General features: G+C 71.4%; 19 protein-coding genes and 1 tRNA gene. 9 read left to right on the forward strand and 11 right to left on the reverse strand.

Annotated features, from left to right (window positions below):
- Positions 1-51 precede the first annotated feature (51 nt).
- The 4 genes from ABZ434_RS23950 to ABZ434_RS23965 form a co-directional block, all read right to left on the reverse strand.
- On the reverse strand, positions 52-762 hold the full coding sequence (locus tag ABZ434_RS23950) for a nucleotidyltransferase family protein (protein WP_359140408.1): 711 nt from the start codon (positions 760-762) through the stop codon (positions 52-54).
- 35 nt (positions 763-797) lie between these two features.
- On the reverse strand, positions 798-1,211 hold the full coding sequence (locus tag ABZ434_RS23955; protein ID WP_359140410.1) for a hypothetical protein: 414 nt from the start codon (positions 1,209-1,211) through the stop codon (positions 798-800).
- 207 nt (positions 1,212-1,418) lie between these two features.
- The gene (ugpC, locus tag ABZ434_RS23960) at positions 1,419-2,555 is read right to left on the reverse strand and encodes a sn-glycerol-3-phosphate ABC transporter ATP-binding protein UgpC (protein WP_359140413.1); all 1,137 of its coding nucleotides are present in this window, start codon (positions 2,553-2,555) and stop codon (positions 1,419-1,421) included.
- 381 nt (positions 2,556-2,936) lie between these two features.
- Positions 2,937-4,331, reverse strand: a complete 1,395-nt coding sequence (locus tag ABZ434_RS23965; RefSeq protein WP_359140416.1) for an RNA-guided endonuclease TnpB family protein — start codon at positions 4,329-4,331, stop codon at positions 2,937-2,939.
- A gap of 155 nt (positions 4,332-4,486) precedes the next feature.
- Here ABZ434_RS23965 and ABZ434_RS23970 point away from each other — a divergent pair.
- The 4 genes from ABZ434_RS23970 to ABZ434_RS23985 all read left to right on the forward strand — a co-directional run bounded on the left by ABZ434_RS23970 (position 4,487) and on the right by ABZ434_RS23985 (position 9,159).
- Positions 4,487-4,559, forward strand: a tRNA-Thr gene (locus ABZ434_RS23970).
- A gap of 113 nt (positions 4,560-4,672) precedes the next feature.
- Positions 4,673-5,659, forward strand: coding sequence for a transcriptional regulator (locus ABZ434_RS23975; RefSeq protein WP_359140419.1), 987 nt, complete (start codon positions 4,673-4,675; stop codon positions 5,657-5,659).
- Positions 5,660-5,798: 139 nt separating this feature from the next.
- Positions 5,799-7,382 (forward strand): FMN-binding glutamate synthase family protein, encoded by a 1,584-nt coding sequence (locus ABZ434_RS23980; RefSeq protein WP_359140422.1) that lies wholly within the window; start codon positions 5,799-5,801, stop codon positions 7,380-7,382.
- Between the two features lie 13 nt (positions 7,383-7,395).
- Entirely contained in the window at positions 7,396-9,159 is a 1,764-nt protein-coding gene (locus ABZ434_RS23985) for a thiamine pyrophosphate-dependent enzyme (RefSeq protein ID WP_359140425.1), read from the forward strand.
- A 110-nt stretch (positions 9,160-9,269) separates the two neighbouring features.
- Here the strand turns inward: ABZ434_RS23985 and ABZ434_RS23990 are convergent, their stop codons facing one another.
- Together ABZ434_RS23990 and ABZ434_RS23995 are read right to left on the reverse strand one after the other, a co-directional pair.
- On the reverse strand, positions 9,270-10,670 hold the full coding sequence (locus ABZ434_RS23990) for an FAD-dependent oxidoreductase (protein ID WP_359140428.1): 1,401 nt from the start codon (positions 10,668-10,670) through the stop codon (positions 9,270-9,272).
- Positions 10,671-10,715: 45 nt separating this feature from the next.
- The gene (locus ABZ434_RS23995) at positions 10,716-11,390 is read right to left on the reverse strand and encodes a rhomboid-like protein (protein ID WP_359140522.1); all 675 of its coding nucleotides are present in this window, start codon (positions 11,388-11,390) and stop codon (positions 10,716-10,718) included.
- 33 nt (positions 11,391-11,423) lie between these two features.
- Here ABZ434_RS23995 and ABZ434_RS24000 point away from each other — a divergent pair, with 33 nt between their 5' ends.
- Together ABZ434_RS24000 and ABZ434_RS24005 are read left to right on the forward strand one after the other, a co-directional pair.
- Entirely contained in the window at positions 11,424-12,326 is a 903-nt protein-coding gene (locus ABZ434_RS24000) for an aminoglycoside phosphotransferase family protein (protein ID WP_359140431.1), read from the forward strand.
- Between the two features lie 31 nt (positions 12,327-12,357).
- Entirely contained in the window at positions 12,358-12,831 is a 474-nt protein-coding gene (locus tag ABZ434_RS24005) for a GNAT family N-acetyltransferase (RefSeq protein WP_359140433.1), read from the forward strand.
- Positions 12,832-12,843: 12 nt separating this feature from the next.
- On the opposite strand, the gene ABZ434_RS24010 is transcribed toward ABZ434_RS24005, so the two are convergent.
- Together ABZ434_RS24010 and ABZ434_RS24015 are read right to left on the reverse strand one after the other, a co-directional pair.
- On the reverse strand, positions 12,844-13,845 hold the full coding sequence (locus ABZ434_RS24010; RefSeq protein ID WP_359140436.1) for a zinc-binding dehydrogenase: 1,002 nt from the start codon (positions 13,843-13,845) through the stop codon (positions 12,844-12,846).
- A gap of 46 nt (positions 13,846-13,891) precedes the next feature.
- Positions 13,892-15,091, reverse strand: a complete 1,200-nt coding sequence (locus ABZ434_RS24015; protein WP_359140438.1) for an NAD(P)-binding protein — start codon at positions 15,089-15,091, stop codon at positions 13,892-13,894.
- Positions 15,092-15,201: 110 nt separating this feature from the next.
- On the opposite strand from ABZ434_RS24015, the gene ABZ434_RS24020 reads away from it, so the two are divergent.
- On the forward strand, positions 15,202-15,891 hold the full coding sequence (locus ABZ434_RS24020) for a pentapeptide repeat-containing protein (RefSeq protein ID WP_359140441.1): 690 nt from the start codon (positions 15,202-15,204) through the stop codon (positions 15,889-15,891).
- 16 nt (positions 15,892-15,907) lie between these two features.
- Here ABZ434_RS24020 and ABZ434_RS24025 read toward each other — a convergent pair whose 3' ends face one another.
- The 3 genes from ABZ434_RS24025 to ABZ434_RS24035 form a co-directional block, all read right to left on the reverse strand.
- Positions 15,908-16,405 (reverse strand): hypothetical protein, encoded by a 498-nt coding sequence (locus ABZ434_RS24025; protein ID WP_148019387.1) that lies wholly within the window; start codon positions 16,403-16,405, stop codon positions 15,908-15,910.
- 82 nt (positions 16,406-16,487) lie between these two features.
- Positions 16,488-17,126 (reverse strand): response regulator transcription factor, encoded by a 639-nt coding sequence (locus ABZ434_RS24030; RefSeq protein WP_359140445.1) that lies wholly within the window; start codon positions 17,124-17,126, stop codon positions 16,488-16,490.
- Positions 17,123-18,346, reverse strand: coding sequence for a sensor histidine kinase (locus ABZ434_RS24035; RefSeq protein WP_359140525.1), 1,224 nt, complete (start codon positions 18,344-18,346; stop codon positions 17,123-17,125). The genes ABZ434_RS24030 and ABZ434_RS24035 overlap by 4 nt, the downstream gene beginning before the upstream one ends.
- A 260-nt stretch (positions 18,347-18,606) precedes the next feature.
- Between ABZ434_RS24035 and ABZ434_RS24040 the strand changes: the two genes are divergently transcribed.
- Both ABZ434_RS24040 and ABZ434_RS24045 read left to right on the forward strand, forming a co-directional pair.
- The gene (locus ABZ434_RS24040) at positions 18,607-19,164 is read left to right on the forward strand and encodes a heme-binding protein (protein WP_359140448.1); all 558 of its coding nucleotides are present in this window, start codon (positions 18,607-18,609) and stop codon (positions 19,162-19,164) included.
- Between the two features lie 26 nt (positions 19,165-19,190).
- Positions 19,191-19,787, forward strand: a complete 597-nt coding sequence (locus ABZ434_RS24045; RefSeq protein WP_359140451.1) for an ankyrin repeat domain-containing protein — start codon at positions 19,191-19,193, stop codon at positions 19,785-19,787.
- Positions 19,788-20,058 lie beyond the last annotated feature (271 nt).

Below are 20,058 nucleotides of genomic sequence, written 5' to 3' on the forward strand. Positions count from 1 at the left end.
GCCCGCCCCTTCCGACGCGGCAAGGTGACGCAGAGAAAGAGGGCGGGGCCACTACCGCCCGTCCAGCTCCTTGGCCGCCTCCGTCAGATCCTTCGCCGTGTCGATGGCCCGCCAGTACGCCCCGTGCGGCAACGGATACCCGGCCAGGCTGCGCTCGCGCGCCAGCCTCGGGAACGTCGTTCGCTCATGGTCGCCCCGGTCCGGCAGCATCGCCGTGAACGCCGGAGAGAACACGTACACACCCGCGTTGATCAGATACGGCGACGGCGGGGACTCGATGAAGTCCGTGATGTGCCCGAACGCATCCGTCTCCACCGCACCCCACGGAATGCGGGGCCGGGCCAGCGCCAGCGTCGCGGTCGCATCACGCTCCGCATGGAAGGCGGCCATCTCGCGCAACGAGAAACGCGTCCAGATGTCGCCGTTGGTCGCGTACCAGGGCTGCTCCGGATCGGGCAGCCGGGTGGCCGCGTACTTCAGCCCGCCGCCGCGGCCGAGCGGTTCGGACTCCACGACCGTCGTCACCCGCAGCGGCAGCACCGCCGCGTCCAGCCATTCCTGCAGCACCTCGGCGAGATGCCCGCACGACACCACGGCGTCGGTCACGCCCTCGGCAGCCAGCCAGGCAAGCTGATGGCCGATGATCGGCGTCCCGGTGCCCGGGATCTCGACCATCGGCTTGGGGCGGTCATCGGTGTACGGGCGCAGCCGTGACCCCTGGCCACCCGCCAGGATCACGGCCTGCGTCGGAAACGTATGCATGCCAGGCACGATATGCCGTGCCCGGCCGGGAACGGTCAGCTGAACTGCGCGACACCTGAGGCGAACGACGTGTCACAGACCGGACGAGAGAACCGGTGGGCCCGCGTCGGACCGTACTGCTCGACCGCGGCCTTGCCCAACGCCTTCGCGATGGACATGCAGTGCCGCGCGAGCGAGGGACGCCCTTCCACGGCGCGCTGGAGATCCGTCAACGCGACGCCCGGGTCCTTCTCCTGGAGCTCCAGGAGAAGCTTGTCGCGCAGAATGTCCTGCGGAGTACGCGCCTTGGCGCGCTTGGAGACGGTCTGTGCCGATGCGGTGAGCATCGTCGAGTCGGAGTTGTGCGTTGCCCACGGCACGGCGGTGACCGCGAGGGTCCCGGACAGGACCATGACGACAGGCAGTACGAAAGCGAGAGTTCGGCCGATACGGCGCGCGGTGTGGGTCACGCAGCGAGCGTAGCGGGCGGTGATGAATTGGCGACATTACGTCACTCTCGCGAGCGATGGTTCGAGTGCGCTTTTCGAATCCCGTGTTGACGACCCGGAGTGAAATGACCGTTGTGCCGGGGAATTTGCCCCGGCCGCCCCAAACCCCGAACGCGCGACAGCCCCGCACGGAGAGCGTGCGGGGCTGTCGCGGTGCGTGTTGCGGGATCAGTCGGTGAGACGCTCACCCGTCGACGTCGCGAAGACGTGCAGCTCGTCCGGGCGCGGCACGACGTGGAGCTTGGTGCCCTTCTCCGGGACGGCACGGCCGCCGACGCGGACGACCAGGTCCTTGTGCTCGCCGCCGACCTCGGCAGCGCCGTAGACGAAGCCGTCGGCGCCGAGCTCCTCGACGACGTTGACCGAGACGGCCAGGCCGGCCGGGGCGTCGGAGGAGGCCTTGGAGAGGCCGGTCGCGGCGGCGCCGCCGTGCTCGACGATGTCGAAGTGCTCGGGACGGATGCCGACCGTGACGGTGCGGTCACCGCGGTCCGCGGCGGCGGTGAGCGCCTCGCGGGAGACCGGGACGACGCTGTTGCCGAACTTCACGCCACCGTCGGTGATCGGGACCTCGACCAGGTTCATGGCCGGGGAGCCGATGAAGCCGGCCACGAAGAGGTTCGCCGGGCGGTCGTACATGTTGCGCGGCGAGTCGACCTGCTGGAGGAGACCGTCCTTGAGGACCGCGACACGGTCGCCCATGGTGAGGGCCTCGACCTGGTCGTGCGTGACGTACACGGTCGTGATGCCCAGACGGCGCTGGAGCGAGGCGATCTGCGTACGGGTGGAGACACGGAGCTTGGCGTCGAGGTTCGACAGCGGCTCGTCCATGAGGAAGACCTGCGGCTCACGCACGATCGCGCGGCCCATCGCCACACGCTGACGCTGACCACCGGAGAGCGCCTTCGGCTTGCGGTCCAGGTAGTCGGTGAGGTCCAGCATCTTGGCGGCCTCTTCGACCTTCGCCCGGATCTCGGTCTTGTTGATACCGGCGATCTTCAGCGCGAAGCCCATGTTGTCCGCGACGGACATGTGCGGGTAGAGCGCGTAGTTCTGGAACACCATGGCGATGTCCCGGTCCTTCGGCGGCAGGTGCGTGACGTCGCGGTCACCGATGCGGATGGCGCCACCGTTGACGTCCTCGAGACCCGCGAGCATGCGCAGGGAGGTCGACTTGCCACAACCGGAAGGACCGACGAGGACGAGGAACTCACCGTCCGCGATGTCGATCTCGAGCTGGTCGACGGCCGGCTTCGTGGAGCCGGGGTAGACGCGGGACGCCTTGTCGAACGTGACACTGGCCATGCTGAATCTTCTCCTCAACCGGCAGGAACGTGCCGGACGATCCGTTGTAAAGGGAGTGGTCTGGTCCAACTGAGTGAACCTTCAGCGACGCTACCTGGCGATTTCGGATCTGTCAGTAGTTCTCTGGGGAGGAATATCTCCTGGTCGTCATGAGGAACAATCTGCCGCTGGCCGCATGATGGGGAGCGGCATACTTTTGACCTCGCGCCTTGTGCAGGCAGAGCAAAGCACTTCTGACCCTGCCGCGATCGCGGCGCTTCCTGCTTCATCACCCCTGCCGCCCCGACGCACCCCCGGGGGGTGCGTCCGGCCGGTCTTACATGGGCTCCACAGGCCTTGTGGCCGACGGCCCGTCGGTCCGTACCGCAGTCCTTCACTACTTCACGCAGCCAGCAGTACGTCTGCCAGCTCCGATGCCTTGATCACAGACGGAGGCATTCGCCCCGGCGGGAGTGCGGAGGCCACGAGCCAGTACAGCCGCATGCCTTCCTCCCGGAGATTCCGCGCCGCATTCACGTCGCGGTCGTGCACCGCACCGCACTCCGCGCACGTCCACTCCCGTACGGACACGTCGAGCGACGGCCCCTTGGCGTGGCAGTCGGAGCACCGACGCGTCGACGGGAAGAAGCGGTCCACGATCACCAGCGTCCGCCCGTACCAGGCGCACTTGTAGCGCAACTGCCGGATCAGTTCGCCCCAGGCGGCATCGATGATCGAGCTACTCAGTCGGGCCTTGCGCCGACGCCCCTTTCCGACACCCGGACGCAGCAGATTCATGATGGCCAGATCTTCCACCACGAGCACTTGGTTCTCGCGCACGAGGCGGGTGGTCAGCTGGTCCAGCATGTCTCTGCGTACGTCGCTGATCAGGGCGTACAGACGGGCGATGCGCTCTCGGGCCTTCCCCCGGTTCTTGGACCCCTTCGTCTTGCGATGCAGCCCCCGCTGCAGCCGAGCCAGCTCCCTTTCGTACTTCTTCAGCAGGCGCGGGTGATCCACCTTCGTTCCGTCGTCCAGTGTCACCAGCGCAGCCAGCCCCAGATCGATCCCCACGGCTTTCGGCGCGCGTCCGCCCGGTACGAAGGCGGCGGGCAGGGGATCGATCCGCTCCTCGACCAGCATCGCCACGAAGTACCGGCCCGCACGGTCCCGCGTCACCGACAACGTCACGGGTGTCACCCCGGCCGGCAACGGCCGCGACCACCGCACGTCCAGGGGCACCGTCTGCTTCGCCAACGTCACCAGCCCCGTGCCGGGCCGCTCGGGATCCTCCGCCCAGCGGAAACCGGTCCGTACGTACGTCGCCGAATCCCGCGACCGGCGTTTCGCCTTTCGCTGCGGGTACTTCGCCAACTGTTTGAAGAACCGCGTGAACGCACCGTCCAGATGGCGCAACGACTGCTGCAACACCGTCGAGGACACCTCGCGCAGCCACGACGTCTCCGAAGCCTGCCGCCACCCCGTCAACGCCCGGCAGGTCTCAGCGAACCCCACCGAAACGCGATGCCGCTCCCAGGCACCCACCCGGAGCGCCAGCCCCTCGTTGTAGACCCAGCGGCAGGCTCCGAAGGTCTTCTCCAACTGCTCGGCCTGCGACGGGGTCGGATAGAACCGGTACACGCGCTGCTGTGTGCCGGGCTCCTTGGCCCGGCTCTTCATGGCGACCGCCGCCCGACCGTGGTGCTTCTTGCGGTCGGCGATGCCCAGAGCCTCGCGCTTGATGCGCTTGGCCTCGTCGCCCGCCACCCGTGTCGGCTGGTCTGCAGTGTCCATCATGCCCCCCTCCCCCGACTGTCTGATATCCGGATCAGCACGTCAGTGTTCTTAACGCACGGGTGCTCGGGCGGTTACGGGGGTGGCGGAACTTCATGGATCGGTGGACTGGGTGCTGTGTAAAGTGAGGGTCGCGCGCGTGATTTCGCGTGCGCAACGCCGCCTTAGCTCAGTTGGTAGAGCTCCGGCTTTGTAATCCGAAGGTCGTCGGTTCGATTCCGACAGGCGGCTCAATCCCCAGGTCAGCGTGATGCTGACCTGGGATTTTTCTATGCCCGTACCCGCTCAGCCCCGCCCCGACAAGCGGTCCGCGATCCCCGCGATCGGGACCGTGCAAGGGCGCGGTGAGTCGCGACGAGCGAGCGGCCCTGCGGTCCCTGTCCGGAGCCACCCACGACGCCGCCCTCGGTATCCCGGCCGAGGTCGAACCGGGGACGGTCGACGAGCTCCGGGCCGTTGTACAGGACGCCGACGCCGCCTACTGGGCGGGTCGGTACGCCGAACTGGGGGTTCTGCTCGGCGCGCTGCTGCCCGAGGCCCGCGCACGGTACGACGCATCGAACACCGACGAGAAGACGGCAGCCGCCGGCGTCCTGGCCGACGTCTTCCAGACCGCCGCTATGGCCGCGAACGTCTGGGGCTCACGGGACCTTGCATACGCGGCGCTCACCTACGGCCGACAGATCGCCGTACAGGCGGGCGACGACCTTCGTGACGCGCACCTCGCCGCCACCACCGCATGGGTCGACCTCCGCGACGGTCGGACCGCGCAGGGGTTCTCGCTCGCCGCCACCCAGGCGGACCGGATCGAGCCGAAGATGTCGGAACACGACCCGGATCGGCTGGCGGTCTACGGCCAGCTCGTCACCGATGCAGCTGTAGCGGCTTCCCGAGGCGGCTCCTCCGCCGAGACCGCCCGCGAGTACCTTTCTCAGGCTCACGCCGTCGGTGCACGGCTCGGTTCCGAACACGCCCGTGGAGGGCACGCGCAGCCCTACGGTCCCCTCTACGCCGCCACCCAGGCCATGAGCATCGCCGTTGCTCTCGGCGACATCCCTGGAGCGCTGCGCCTCATGGATACCGTCAAGCTCGACGACACCGTCCCTCTCGCCACCCGGGCCCGGTACGGCCTCGATGTGGCCCTGACTCATGTGGAATGCCGCCGCTGGGACCAGGCCGCCGACACCCTCGAAGCCGTGTGCGGCATGGCGCCCGGCTGGGTGCAGCACCAGATGCTGCCCAGCGTGATCATCTCCCGCCTGGCCGGCGTGTCCGTGGGTCGCCTGCGTGGACTGGCCCATGCAGCGGGAGTACCCCTGGGTGTCCGCTGACTGCCACGACCGTAGCAGCGGGGCGACAGGAGGCGGCAACCGGTCAGCGCTCTTCGCGATCCGGTCCGTGCCTGTCCGTTGACGATCTCTTGACCGGATGGCGGCACATGGGGTCCGTCCGGCAGGCAAGTAGTCCTGCGTGACACGTATCGGATCGGTTCTCCTCACCCTGGCCGCGGGACTCGCCTCGGCCGTCGCCGCGGTGCGCTTCTCACCATGGTGGTGGTGCGCCGCGGTTCCGGGCGTTCTGCTGGGTGTGCTGGGTGGGTGGGACCTGCTGCAGCGGCGTCACTCGGTGCTGCGCAACTATCCCGTGGTCGGGCACGCGCGCTTCCTCCTGGAGCGGGTCCGGCCCGAACTCCAGCAGTACTTCGTGGAGCGCAACTTCGACGGCCGCCCCTTCGACCGGGATGTCCGCAGCATCGTGTACGAGCGGGCGAAAGGCACCGATGCCGAGCAGCCCTTCGGCACGGAGCGGGACGTCTACCTGCCCGGATACGAGTTCCTGATCCCGTCCATGAAACCCGTCGGGATGCCGGAGGAGCCGCCGCGGGTGCGGATCGGCGGACCCGACTGCTCCCGTCCGTACGACATGGCGCTGCTGAACGTGTCGGCGATGAGCTTCGGCTCCCTGTCGTCGAACGCGATCCTCGCCCTCAACGGGGGCGCTGCCGCCGGAGGCTTCGCGCACGACACCGGTGAGGGAGGGCTGTCGGAATACCACCTGGGACCGGGCGGTGACCTCGTCTGGGAGATCGGCACCGGGTACTTCGGCTGCCGTACGGAGGACGGCGGGTTCGACCCCCGGCAGTTCGCCGACAAGGCCGCGCACGAGCACGTGAGGTGCGTGTCCCTCAAGCTCTCCCAGGGCGCCAAGCCCGGGATCGGCGGAGTCCTGCCCGGCGCGAAGGTCAATGCCGAGATCGCGCGGGTACGGGGCGTGCCCGAGGGGCGGACGGTGATCTCACCCCCGTACCACCGGGTGTTCTCCACCCCGCGTGAACTGGTCCGTTTCCTTGCCACGTTGCGCGAGCTGTCCGGTGGGAAGCCGACCGGCTTCAAGATCTGTCCGGGCTCCCGCCGGCAGTTCCTCGCCGTGTGCAAGGCGATGGTGGACGAGGGTACGACGCCGGACTTCATCGTGGTGGACGGGGCGGAGGGCGGCACCGGCGCGGCGCCGCTGGAGTTCGCCGACCACGTCGGCACCCCGCTCACCGAGGGGCTGATCATGGTGCACAACGCCCTCGTCGGGGCGGGGCTGCGCGACCGGATCCGGGTCGGGGCGAGCGGCAAGATCGCCACCGGCACCGACCTGGTCAAGCGCCTGCTGCAAGGCGCCGACTACGGCAACGCGGCCAGGGCGATGATGTTCGCGGTGGGCTGCATCCAGGCGCAGCGGTGCCACACCAACACCTGCCCCACCGGTGTCACGACCCAGGATCCCCGACGTGCCCGCGCCCTCGACGTCGGCGACAAGACGGCCCGCGTACAGCGCCTCCAGGAGGCGACCGTGGCGAGCGCGCTGAAGCTCATGGCGTCCATGGGCGTCACCGATCCGGCGCAGCTGCGGCCCCACATGCTCCATCGGCGCATCGATCCATACACCATCCGCTCCTACGAGGAGCTCTACGAATGGCTGGAGCCGGGGCAGTTGCTGGCCGGGCCGCCCGCGCTCTGGGCGGCCGACTGGGCGGCGGCCGACCCCGACCGCTTCACCGTGTGATCTGGAGGATCCCGTGGCACGAACCGTTGCCCGCACCATCGTGGACGCCCTGAGCGAGCTGGGCGTGAGCCAGGTGTTCGGCGTCGTCGGCGACGCGCTGAACCCGCTGACCGACGCCATCCGCACGACCGAGGACATCGAGTGGGTGGGCTGCCGGCACGAGGAGGCCGCGGCGTTCGCCGCGAGTGCCCAGTCGCAGCTCAGCGGCACCCTCGGGGTGTGCATGGGCACGGTCGGCCCAGGGTCCGTGCACCTGCTCAACGGACTGTACGACGCGGCCAAGAGCCGGACCCCGGTCCTGGCGATCGCGGGCCAGGTGCCGCTTGCCGATCTCGGCAGCGACACCTTCCAGGAGATCGACAACGACGCGCTCTTCGATGACGTGGCGGTCTTCCGCGCCACGGTCACCTCTCCGGACCAGCTGCCGCAGTTGCTGGAGACGGCCGTGCGCAACGCGCTGGGCCGCAAGGGCGTCGCCGTCCTCAGCGTGCCGGGCGATCTCGGCGACCGGGAGCTCGGCACGGACCGGCCGGCCCGCTTCTCCCTGACGATGCCCGTGAGCCGGCCGGAGGAGTCGGCCGTGCGCCGGGCCGCGGAGCTGCTCGACGGCGCGGAGCGGATCACGCTGCTCGTCGGACGGGGCGCGGCTGCCGCGCGTGAGGACGTCCTGGCCCTCGCCGACCGCCTGGCCGCGCCCATGGTGCTCACCCTCAAGGCCAAGGAGGGCTTCGAGGGCGAATCCAACGAGTTCCAGGTGGGTCAGACCGGGCTGATCGGCAACCCCGCAGCAGCCTCGGCGCTGCACGACGCGGACACGCTCCTGCTGCTGGGCACCGACTTCCCCTACCGGGAGTGGTACCCGGAGGGCCGGACGGTGATCCAGGTGGACACGGAAGCCGCGCACATCGGGCGCCGGGTGCCGGTCGAGGTCGGGCTCGTCGGTGACACGGGCGCGACGGTCCGGGATCTTCTCACCCAGGTCGGCGCCCCGCCGCCCGGAACGGAGGGGGCCCGGGACCGCTCGCACCTGGAGAACGCGCGCAAGGGCTTCGAACGGTGGCGTGCGGGCCAGGCCCGGCTCGCTGAGCCGGGGCACGACAAGGGCCTGGTCGGGCGGATCCGTTCCGCGCTGGACAACCGCTCGCACGACATCCGCCCCGAGGCCCTGGCCGCCGTGGTGGACCGGGTCGCCGCCGAGGACGCCGTCTTCACCTCCGACACGGGAATGGCGACGGTCTGGCTCTCCCGGTTCGTCGAGATGCGCGGCGACCGGCGGCTGATCGGCTCGTTCAACCTCGGTTCGATGGCCAACGCCATGCCGCACGCGCTCGGCGCGCAGTGCCTGGACCGGGAGCGCCAGGTCGTGGCGTTCTGCGGTGACGGCGGTCTGAGCATGCTCCTCGGCGACCTCATGACACTGAAGACGTGCCGGCTCCCGGTCAAGCTGGTCGTGTTCGACAACCGCCGTCTCGGCATGGTGAAACTGGAGCAGGAGCAGGCGGGGTTGCCCGAGTTCGGCACGGTGCTGGACAACCCCGACTTCGCGGCCGTCGCCACGGCCCTCGGTCTCACCGGTATCCGCGTGACGGACCCGGACGACCTGGAGGAGTCGGTACGGCGGGCCTTCAGTACTCCGGGGCCGGTCCTGCTCGACGTGCTCACCAACCCGGATGAGATCGCGGTCCCGGCCAAGCCGACCGTCGAGCAGGGCTGGGGCTTCGCGGTGGCCAAGATGAAGGAGGCCATCCGCAGCGACGGGGACCCGGACGGGAGCTGAGCGGGTCGTCGCCGGGCAGGTCGTCACGTGGGCAGGCGTCCTGCCCAGATGGTCACCCGGCTCGGCACGCCGTCAGCCGGTCAGCCTCTCGCCCCCGCCTCGTCAGCCGTTCAACCCCGCCCCGACAGCCGGTCCGCGATCTTCGCGATCCGGTCGGTGCCGGGGCGCGATGAGGTGAGTTCGCGGCGGTCGGCGGCGCGGTAGGCGGCGTACATGCCGTGGACGCCGAGCCAGCGCAGGGGTTCGGGTTCCCAGCGGCGGACGCGGTGGTTGACCCAGGGCAGGGTGGTCAGCTCCGTGGGGCCGGACTGGCCGGAGTCCTGCTGGATGAGGTCGCGCAGGGTGCGGGCGGCGAGGTTGGTGGTGGCGACGCCGGAGCCGACGTAGCCGCCGGCCCAGCCGAGGCCGGTGGAGCGGTCGAGGGTGGCGGTGGCGCACCAGTCGCGGGGGACGCCGAGGACGCCGGACCAGGCGTGGGCGATGGGGGTCCCCGCGGTGGTGGGGAAGAGACGGATCAGGAGTTCGCGCAGGGCCTCGATGGTGGCGGGCTGGGTGCGGCCGTCGTTGTCGGTGGCCGAGCCGTAGCGGTAGGGGACTCCGCGGCCGCCGAGGGCGATGCGGTCGTCGGCGGTGCGCTGGGCGTACATGTAGGCGTGGGCCATGTCGCCGAGGGTTTCGCGGCCGTTCCAGCCGATGGTGTCCCAGACGGAGGCGGGGAGGGGATCGGTGACGATCATGGAGGAGTTCATCGGGAGCCAGGTGCGCTTCTGGCCCTTGAGGGCGGCGGTGAAGCCTTCGGTGCAGCGCAGGACGTACGGGGCGCGGACGGTGCCGTAGGGGGTGACGGCGTGCTTGGGCCTGATCTCGGTGACGGGGGTCGATTCGTGGATCGTGACGCCGAGTGCCTCGACGGTGTCGGCGAGGCCGGTGACGAGTTTGGCGGGGTGCAGGCGGGCGCCGTGCGGGGTCCAGGTGGAGCCGACGGCGCCGTTGACGCGGATGCGTCTCGAGGTTTCGCGGGCGCCGTGCAGGGTGCGGTCGGTTTCGCCGAAGGCGATCTCGACGGTGTGGAAGTCCTTGAGGCGGGCGAGTTGGGCCGGGGTGTAGGCCACTTCGAGGACGCCGCCCCGGTGGATGTCGGCGTCGATCTTCTCTTCGGCCGCGACGCGGATGACCTCGTCGACGGTGTCGTTCATGGCCTGCTGGAGGCGGACGGCTGCGTCGTGGCCGTGGAGTTTCGCGTAGCGGTCGCGGCCGGCGATTCCGTTGTAGAGCCAGCCGCCGTTGCGTCCGGAGGCCCCGTAGCCGCAGAACTTGGCTTCCAGGACGGTGATGTTGAGGAAGGGGACGGCCTTCTTGAGGTAGTACGCCGTCCAGAGTCCGGTGTACCCGCCGCCGACGATGCAGACGTCGGCGGTGCTGTCGCCGGGCAGGGGCTCGCGGGGGGCCGGGGTGCCCCGGTCTGCGTACCAGAAGGATATGCCGCCGTTGACGGTGCTGACGGTGCTCATGTTGCCCCTGCTTGTCCGTATGGGTGAGGTGCTCCTGGCGGGACGCTACTTCGCCGGGGCCGGTTTCGTCTCGGGGCGGGCGCGGGTGAGCGGGTAGCAGGCCAGGCCGATGAGGGCGGCGGTGAAGTGGCCGACGTCGGTGAAGGTGGCGCCGGTGACGAGGGGGACGGCGTAGATGACGAGGACGGCGAAGAGGTAGACGTACCGCCAGGGGCGTACGACGTAGTAGGTGAGGACGGCGACGACGCCCGCGAGGGCGTAACTGACGCCGACGTCGAGGGTGTTGACGGCGGTCTGGGGCGCGTGGCCCTGGCGGATGGCCCAGGCGAGGACGCCTTCGCTGACGAGGGTGGCGAGGACGTGGGCGGTGGCGGCGACGGTGAGCCAGCGCAGGGTGCCGAGGCGGCGTTCGGCGGGGGCGTGGAAGACGGTGTAGAGGACGGCGTACGGGAGCCAGGTGCCGCCGTCGATCCAGAAGGCGCTGCTGATGAGGACGCGGACGGGGTTCTGGGAGAGTTCATGGATGTTGGTGGACCGCTGGCGGAGGAAGTCCTCCTCGAAGGCGGGTGACATCTGGTGGACGATGACGGTGGTGACGAAGAGGACGGTCAGCCAGATGTAGGTGCCGGGGGCGCTGCGGATCCATGAGCCGGCGCCGCGGATCCACGTGGCGGGCGCGGGGCGGGGCCGTGTGGGCGGGGCGGGGTGGCTCGGGGTCATAGCCGATTGACGCACGCTCCTAGGATCGGTGGCGTGATTGACATTCCGGATGCGCTGATCGCCACACAGTCCACGTACAACGGCGAGGCGGGGCGGGCGTTCATCGCCGCGCTGCCGGGGATGGCCGAGGATTTCCTGGAGCGGTGGGGGCTGAGGCCGGACGGCGCTTCGTCGTACGGGGTGTGTGCGCTGGTTCTGCCGGTGGTGCGGGTGGCGGACGGGTGCCGGGCGGCGTTGAAGTTGCAGCCGGTGGATGAGGAGACGGTGGGGGAGCCGGTCGCGCTGCGGCTGTGGGGCGGTGTGTCGGCGGGTGCGGTGCGGTTGCTGGACCACGACGCGGTGACGGGGACGATGCTGCTGGAGCGGTTGGACGGGCAGCGTGCGCTGTCGGGGGTGGCGGATGCGCGGGAGGCGGTGGGGGTCGTCGCGGAGTTGTTGGCGGGGCTGACGTCGGTGCGGGTCGCGGAGGGGTCGGGGCTGCGGGGGCTGGGGGAGGCGGCGGCGCGGATGGTGGAGGCTGCGCCGGGGGTGGCGGGGCGGTTGGTGGATGCGGGGGAGCGCCGGCTGGTGGCGGACTGTGCGGCGGCGGTGCGGGAGGTGGCGGGGGATCCGGGGGACCGGTTGCTGCACTGGGATCTGCATTTCGGGAACGTGCTGGCGGGGCGGGGCGGGCGGTGGGTGGCGATCGATCCGAAGCCGTTGGTGGGGGATGCGGGCTTCGAGTTGTTTCCGGCGCTGGTCGACCGGTTCGAGGCGGCGGACGTGGTGTGGCGGTTCGATCTGCTGACGGAGGTGTTGGGGCTGGACCGGGGGCGGGCACGGGCGTGGACGCTGGGGCGGGTGCTGCAGAACGCGTGCTGGGACACCGGGGAGGGCGGGCGGCGGCTGGTGCCGGAGCAGGCCGAGGTCGCGCGGCTGCTGCTGGGGCGGGGGTAGGGGGCGGGCGGGAGCTGTCTACGCTGCCCCCATGATTCGTACCGCTACCGCTGCCGATGTCCCCGCGATTCACGCGATGGTCCGTGAGCTCGCCGATTACGAGAAGGCGCTGCACGAGGCGAAGGCCACGGAGGAGCAGCTGCACGAGGCGTTGTTCGGTGAGCGGCCCGCCGCGTACGCGCACATCGCCGTGTCGGACGAGGACGGTGAGGTCGTCGGTTTCGCCCTGTGGTTCCTGAACTTCTCGACGTGGCGCGGGGTGCACGGCATCTATCTGGAGGACCTGTACGTGCGTCCCGACCGCCGTGGCGGCGGGCACGGGAAGGCGCTGCTGACGGAGCTGGCGCGGATCTGTGTGGAGCGTGGTTACGAGCGTCTGGAGTGGTCGGTGCTGAACTGGAACGCCCCGTCCATCGCGTTCTACGAGTCGCTGGGTGCGCGGCCGCAGGACGAGTGGACGGTGTACCGGCTGACGGACGGGGCGTTGGCGGAGCTCGGGGGCTGACGGCTGCCCGCTTCAGGGGATGAGGACGACCTTGCCGGTCGTGCCGCGGGTCTCCAGGTCCCGGTGTGCCGCGGCGGCACGGGCGAGCGGGTAGCGCTGGACGGCGGGGCGCAGCCGGCCGGCGGCGGCTTCGGCGAGGGCGCGGGTCTCGAGGGCGCGCAGGCCGCCGCCGCGCTCCAGCATGGCGGGGCCGAGGACGTGTTCGGAGGTGATGCCGCGTGCGGCGAGTTCGTCGTCGGTGAAGGTGAGGGGGCGGCCGTTCTGGAGTCCGCTGCCGGACCAGCCGTAGACGACGTGCTGTCCGCCCTTGCCGAGGAGGTCGACGGCGGCGCGGGCGGTGGTGGAGCCGACGGCGTCGTACACGACGGTGGCGCGTCGGCCGAGGGTGTCGAGATGGGTGCGGACGTGGCGTGGCCAGTCGGGGAGGGTGTAGTCGACGGCGAGTTCGGCGCCGTTGGCGTGGACTTGGGCGACCTTGGCGGGGCCGCCGGCGAGGCCGATGACGGTGGCTCCGGCGTTCTTGGCGTACTGCACGAGCAGGGTGCCGATGCCGCCGGCGGCCGCGGTGACGAGGACGACGGAGTCCGGGCCGAGTGGGGTGAATCCGAGGATGCCGAGGGTGGTGCGGCCGGTGCCGATCATGGCGACGGCTTCGGACTCGTCCAGTCCCTCCGGGAGGGTGTGGAGTTTCTCCGCTTCGGTGACGGCGAGTTCGGCGTAGCCGCCGGGGGCTGCGCCGAGGTGGGCGACGACGCGGCGGCCGAGCCAGTCGGGGTCGGTGCCCTCGCCCAGTGATTCGACCGTCCCGGCGACTTCCCGGCCCGGGACGGTGGGCAGTTCGGTGGGCGCCGGGAAGGGGCCGGTCAGGCCCTGGCGCAGGGCGGTGTCGAGGAGGTGTACGCCGGCGGCGCGGACGGCGATGCGGACCTGGCCGGGGCCGGGGACGGGGTCGTCGGTGTGTTCGTAGGTGAGGTTCTCGGCGGGGCCGAAGGCGTGGAGGCGGACGGCGTGCATGGTGGGCTCCCCGGGGTGTGGGTCTGGGTGGGTCCACCCTCCGACCTCAGGTGCGCTTGAGGTCAAGCGGTGTGCCGGGTGCGGTGCGGTCCGTGGTGGCTCCGAGGGCGAGGAGGGCTGCCTCGATGCCGCTGGTGAAGGAGACCTCGCTGAGGAGGCCGGGGGCGGCGACCTGGTCCCCGGCGAGGTAGATGCCGTCGCCGCGGTCGATGGCGGGCCGGTCGCGCCAGGTGGTGCCGGGGTGGTCGACGGCTCCGGTGCGGCCGGAGGCGAGGGCGTCGCGGCGCCATTCGGTGCGTTCGCGCCAGCCGGGGAAGGCCAGGTCGAGGAGGTGTTCGGCGCGGGCGGTGCCGGTGGCCCTGCTCTCGTCGGGGCCGACGGGGAACTGTCCCTGGACGAGTTGGAGGCCCGCGGGGGCGAGGGTGCGGTCCTGGGCGGTGAAGCGCTCGATCCAGCCGGGGGCGTCGAGGTCGGAGACGGCGAACGCGTCGCCGCGGCGGCGCCGTACGGCGAGGTCGATGAGGGCGGTGCGGCCGGAGGGCCAGGTGAGCGTGGGGTCGCCGAGGAGGCTGCGGGCGGCGTCGAGCGAGGTGGCGACGACGACGGGGCCGGTGCGGGCGAGGGAGTGGAGCCGGGCGGTGTCGATACGGGACGCGGTCTCGATGCGGACGCCGAGGTTCCAGGCGCGGGAGGCCATCCGGTCGACGATCCGGTCCCAGCCGCCGACGGGGTAGCGGGCTTCGGGAGGCAGGGCGGCGGCGCGGCGGAGCCGTTCCTGGACGAACGCGGCGGAGAGGCTGCCGGGGTCGTGGTGGTAGAGCGCGACGGCGGCGTAGTGCGCGGCGGCGCGGGCGCCCTCCTCGCCGGTCTGTGCGGTGGCCCAGGTGCGGAAGTCGGCGTCGACCGGTGCGTGGGCGGCGTCGCGGCGGCTGAGGCGCAGGACGGCGAGCGGCGGGGTGCGGCGCAGGGTGCCGCGGTGACGGAAGCGCAGGCGGGTGGCTTCGAGGGGTGGCACGGTGACGGTGGGGCCGAGGAGGTTGCGGCGGTGGAGCCAGGCGCGGTGGGGGCCGTGGCGGTAGAGGGCGTGCGGGCCGTCGTTGGTGCGGTAGGGGCCTTCGGCGGTCCTGGCCCGTCCGCCGAGGGTGTGGTGGGCCTCGTGGATGGTGACCGGCGCGCCGGATTCGGCTGCGGTGATGGCTGCGGTGAATCCGGCGAGGCCGCCGCCGATGACGTGGATGCGCTGCATGGTCCGGGTCTCCTTCGCGGGAGGTGCGTCTGGTGACGGGACGTGCGGCGGGGGCGGGGTTGTGACATCGGCGACGGGGCGTTGTCAGTGGTGTGCGTCACGATGGGGGCATGGTGCGGAGCAGCGGTACGGGCAGGGGCGGCAGGGGCGGGGTCGCCGAGGCGCGGCGCCCGGAGGTGCGGCTGCCGCCGCTGGTGGCGTACGGGGGCGGTGGGCTGGAGCCGGACGGGGATTACGACGGGGTGCGGTTCGATGCCGTGGACCTGGCGGACGAGTCGGGTCCGGGGGCGCGTTTCATGGACTGTGCGCTGGACGGCTGCGCTCTGGACCGTACGGAGCTGGTCAGGGCCCGGTTCATCGATTCGGTGCTGACGGGGGTGCGGGGGGTGGGCACCGATCTCGCGGGGGTGTCGTTGCGGGACGTGGAGATCGTGGACGCGCGTCTGGGCGGGGTGCAGATGCACGGGGCGGTGCTGGAGCGGGTCCTGATCAGGGGCGGGAAGATCGACTACCTGAATCTGCGCAAGGCCCGGCTGAAGGACGTGGTGTTCGAGGGGTGTGTGCTGGCGGAGCCGGATTTCGGGGGTGCGCAGCTGTCCCGGGTGGAGTTCCGGGACTGTGTGCTGAAGCGGGCCGACTTCAGTGCGGTGCGGATGGAGTCGGTGGATCTGCGGGCGGTCGCTGAGCTGGACATCGCCCGGGGGGTGGAGCGGCTGGCCGGGGCGGTGATCAGTCCGGCGCAGCTGGTGGAGCTGGCTCCGGCGTTCGCGGCGCAGATCGGGGTGCGGGTGGAGGCGTGAGGGGGCCCGGGCTCGCTCAGAGGCGGGGGAAGCGGGCCTGGATGTCCCAGACGGTGGGGTTGTCGGCGAGGCCCTCGTGCATGTCGGCGAGGTCGGCGATCAGGTCGTGCAGGAAGTCGCGGGCCTCGCGGCGGAGCAGGGAGTGGCTGAAGGTGAGGGGTGCTTCCTCGGCGGGCATCCAGTCGGCTTCGACGTCGACCCAGCCGAAGCGGCGCTCGAAGAGCATGCGGTCGGAGGACTCGGTGAAGTCGAGTTCGGCGAACTGGCGGCGGTGCGAGCGGTTGCCGCGGGGGTCCTGGTCGATCTTTTCGACGATGTCGCACAGTGCCCAGGCGAAGTCGAGCACCGGTACCCATCCCCAGGCTGTGGATACTTCGCGGTCCTCCTTGGTGTCCGCGAGGTAGACGTCCCCGGAGAACAGATCGTGGCGCAGCGCGTGGACGTCCGCTCGGCGGTAGTCGGTCTGCGGGGGATCGGGGAAGCGTCGGGAGAGGGAGTAGCCGATGTCGAGCACGGTTCGATGGTGTCATGCCCGGCGTGCCGCTTCCGCACCAGCGGATCCGCGACAGGGGGTGTGCGGGGCGTGGGCGGGGTGCTCAGGACAGCAGCCGCTGTTCCTTGGCCACGGAGACCGCACCGGCGCGGGTGTCGACGCCGAGCTTGTCGTAGATGCGGCCCAAGTGCGTCTTGACGGTGGCCTCGCTGATGAAGAGGGCGCGGGCGATGTCGCGGTTGCCCAGGCCTTGGGAGAGCTGTCCGAGGATGTCGCGTTCGCGGTCGGTGAGGGTGGGCAGTGGTTTGCGCATGCGGGCCATGACGCGGCTGGCGACGGGCGGGGACAGGGTGGTGCGGCCCTGGGCGGCGGAGCGGATCGCGGCGAAGAGTTCTTCGGGGCGTTCCGCCTTCAGCAGGTAGCCGGTGGCGCCCGCCTCGATGGCCCGGGTGATGTCGGCGTCGGTGTCAAACGTCGTCAGGACGAGGACGTGGGCGTTGTCGGTGCCGGTCACGATGCGGCGGGTGGTTTCGACGCCGTCGATGCCCTCGCCGAGCTGGAGGTCCATCAGGACGACGTCGGGGGTGAGCCTGGCGGCGAGGGCGACGGCTTCCTCGCCGCTGCCGGCCTCGCCGACGACCTCGATGTCGGGCTCGCTGCCGAGGAGGGCGAGGAGTCCGGCGCGCACGACCGCGTGGTCGTCGCAGAGCAGGATCCGGACGGGCGGGTGCGAAGGCGTCATGGGGACTCCTGAGGGCCGGGGGCGGTGGGCGGTTCGCCGGTGAGGGGGACGGCGGCGGTCACCACGGTGCCCTCGCCGGGGGCGGACTCGATGGCCAGGGTGCCGCCGAGCTGCTGGAGCCGGGCGCGCATGGCGGGCAGCCCGTGCCCGCGCACCCCGTCGGGCGGTCCGGCGCCGGGGGTGAAGCCGTGGCCGTTGTCGGCGATGTCGAGGACGGTCCGGTCGTCGAGGTGGGTGAGGGTCAGGGCGGCTTCGGTGGCGCCCGCGTGCTCGGTGACGTTGGCCAGGGCGCCCTGGGCGATCCGCAGCAGTGCGGACTGCACGCGGTCGGGCAGGGCGGAGTGCGGTGTGCCCTCGACATGGCAGCGGACGCTGAGCCGGCCCTGGGCCTGCGCGGTCTCACGGGCGGCGAGGGCGTGCAGCGCCGCCTCCAGGCCGCCGCCCTCGGCGAGATCGGCGGGTGCCAGGTCGTGGACGAAGCGGCGGGCCTCGGCGAGGTTGCGTTCCGCGATGCCGGTGGCGGTGCGTACGTGCCGGCGGGCCGTCGCCGGGTCGGCGTCCCAGGTGCGGTCGGCGGCCTGGAGCAGCATCTGCTGGCTGGACAGGCCCTGGGCCAGGGTGTCGTGGATCTCCATGGAGAGCCGCTGGCGCTCGGCGAGGGTGCCTTCGCGCCGTTCTGTGGCGGCCAGTTCACGGCGGGTGCGCAGCAGGTCGTCGATGAGTTCGCCCTGGGTGACGGTCTGGCGCTGCATGTGGACGAAGACGGCGGTCGCGACCGCGGCGACGGCGGGCGGGGCGAGGACCAGGTTCGGGTCGAAGCCGTCGGCCAGCCGCAGTTGCGCGGCGACGACGAACAGAGTGAGCAGCGCGACCAGTGCGAGCGCGGCACGCGGCGGCAGGATGCGCAGCCCGGTGTAGAAGAGCGGGACCGCGCACCAGGCGAAGCTCGGCGCGAGGACGACCAGCACCATCCACACGGCGACGAGCACTCCGAGCCAGACGAGGCTGCGCGGGGTCGGGCGGGAGCCGAGGACGGGGCCGAGGACGTAGAGGACGGCCAGGGCGATGGACAGCCCGATGATCCACGGGGTGCGCGTCTCGCCGGGGTGACGGAGCAGGAAGCGCGTCAGCGAGGCGCCCAGCAGCAGGAAGAACGCGGCGTGCATGAGCAGCGCCAGACCACGGGTGCCCGGGACGCCGGTCTGCCCCGCGCCGCGCACCGACCGGTTTCGCTGCTCCACCTCGTACCCCTGCTCCACCTCGTACCCCTGCTCCACCTCGTACCCCTGCTCCTGACCTGCGCGGACATCTCATCGTCACCCCGAAGGGCCACCCCCGCATCAACCGATCGGCCGATGGGGCCGTCAGCCGTCCCGCGCGCGGCGTCGAGCCGGTACGCCGACCGTACGGCCCCGGATCCGGCCGGAGGATTGATCTCAGAACGCAGGAACCGCCCCCAGCCACTCCGGAGGAACCCACCATGAAGAAGATGTCGCTGCGCACCCGTGTCCTGACCGGTACCGTCGCCGCCGCCGCCCTCGGGGCCGGCACCTTCGGCGCCATGTCCGCGAACGCCTCCACCCCGGCCGCCGCGCCCGCCGCCACCGTCAAGGCGGACACCGCGAACCGCAACCTCCAGCAGTCCACGCACCTGACCGTGGACGCCGCCTCGAAGGCCGCGCAGGCCGCTCTCGACGCCGCGGAGAAGGAGAACCAGCGCGTCGCCGTCTCGGTCGTCGACCGCAACGGCAACACCATCCTGACGCTGCGCGGCGACGGCTCGGGCCCGCAGGCGTACGAGTCGGCCGAGAAGAAGGCGTACACCGCCGTGTCCTGGAACGCCCCGACGTCCGAGCTGGCCGGGCGGCTCGCCCAGGCCCCGAACCTGAAGGACATCCCTGGCACCCTGTTCCTCGCGGGCGGCGCCCCGGTCCAGGTCAAGGGTGCTCCGGTGGCGGGCATCGGCGTGGCCGGAGCGCCCAGCGGCGACCTCGACGAGAAGTTCGCCCGAGCCGGCGTGGCCGCCCTCGCCAAGTAGTCGTCACCACCTCACGGGAGACGGATATGAATGCCCTCGATCAGGAGCTGCTCGACGCCGCGCGCACCGGTGACACCGATTCCGTGCGGACCGCGGTCGAGGGCGGTGCCCGGGTGGACGTCCGCGACGAGGAGCTGCGCACCCCCCTGCTCCTGGCCGTCCACGGCGGCCATGTGGAGGCGGCCCGGCTGCTCGTCGACGCGGGTGCCGACCCCGACGCGCAGGACAGCCGCGAGGAGAGCCCCTGGCTGGCCACGGGTGTCACAGGCAGCGTCGCGATGCTCCACGTCCTGCTGCCGGCCGGGCCGGACCTGAAGCTCCGCAACCGGTTCGGCGGCATCGCGCTGATCCCGGCGAGCGAGCGGGGCCACGTCGGATACGTGCGGGAGCTGCTCCGGGTCACCGACATCGACGTTGACCACGTCAACCGGCTGGGTTGGACGGCCCTGCTGGAGGCGGTGATCCTCGGCGACGGCGGCCGGGCGCACCAACAGATCGTGGAGCTGCTGCTGGCCGCCGGGGCGACGCCCGGGCTGCCGGACGGCGACGGCGTCACGGCCCTGGCCCACGCGGAGCGCCGGGGCTTCGCGGAGATCGCGGCCCTGCTGCGGGAGGTCCCGTGACCACCCGTCACCCCGGAGCCCCGGGACCCCGGGGTCCCGGGACCCCGGGACCACCCGCGACTCCGGGTCTCCGGGTCCCGCTCCGGGCCCGGGGTTCCGCTCCGGGCCTCCGGTCCCGCCCGGGAGTGCCGGGTCCCGCTCCGGGCCTCCGGTCCCGTTCCGGGTCTCCGGGTCCCGCCCGGGAGCGCCGGGTCCCGCCCGGGAGTGCCGGGCTCCGGGATCCCGCATCGCATCGCGGTGTCCGAGCACCGGACCACCCGGGCCCTGCCCC

Source organism: Streptomyces sp. NPDC005761 (genome assembly GCF_040630635.1).
Taxonomy (GTDB): Bacteria; Actinomycetota; Actinomycetes; order Streptomycetales; family Streptomycetaceae; genus Streptomyces.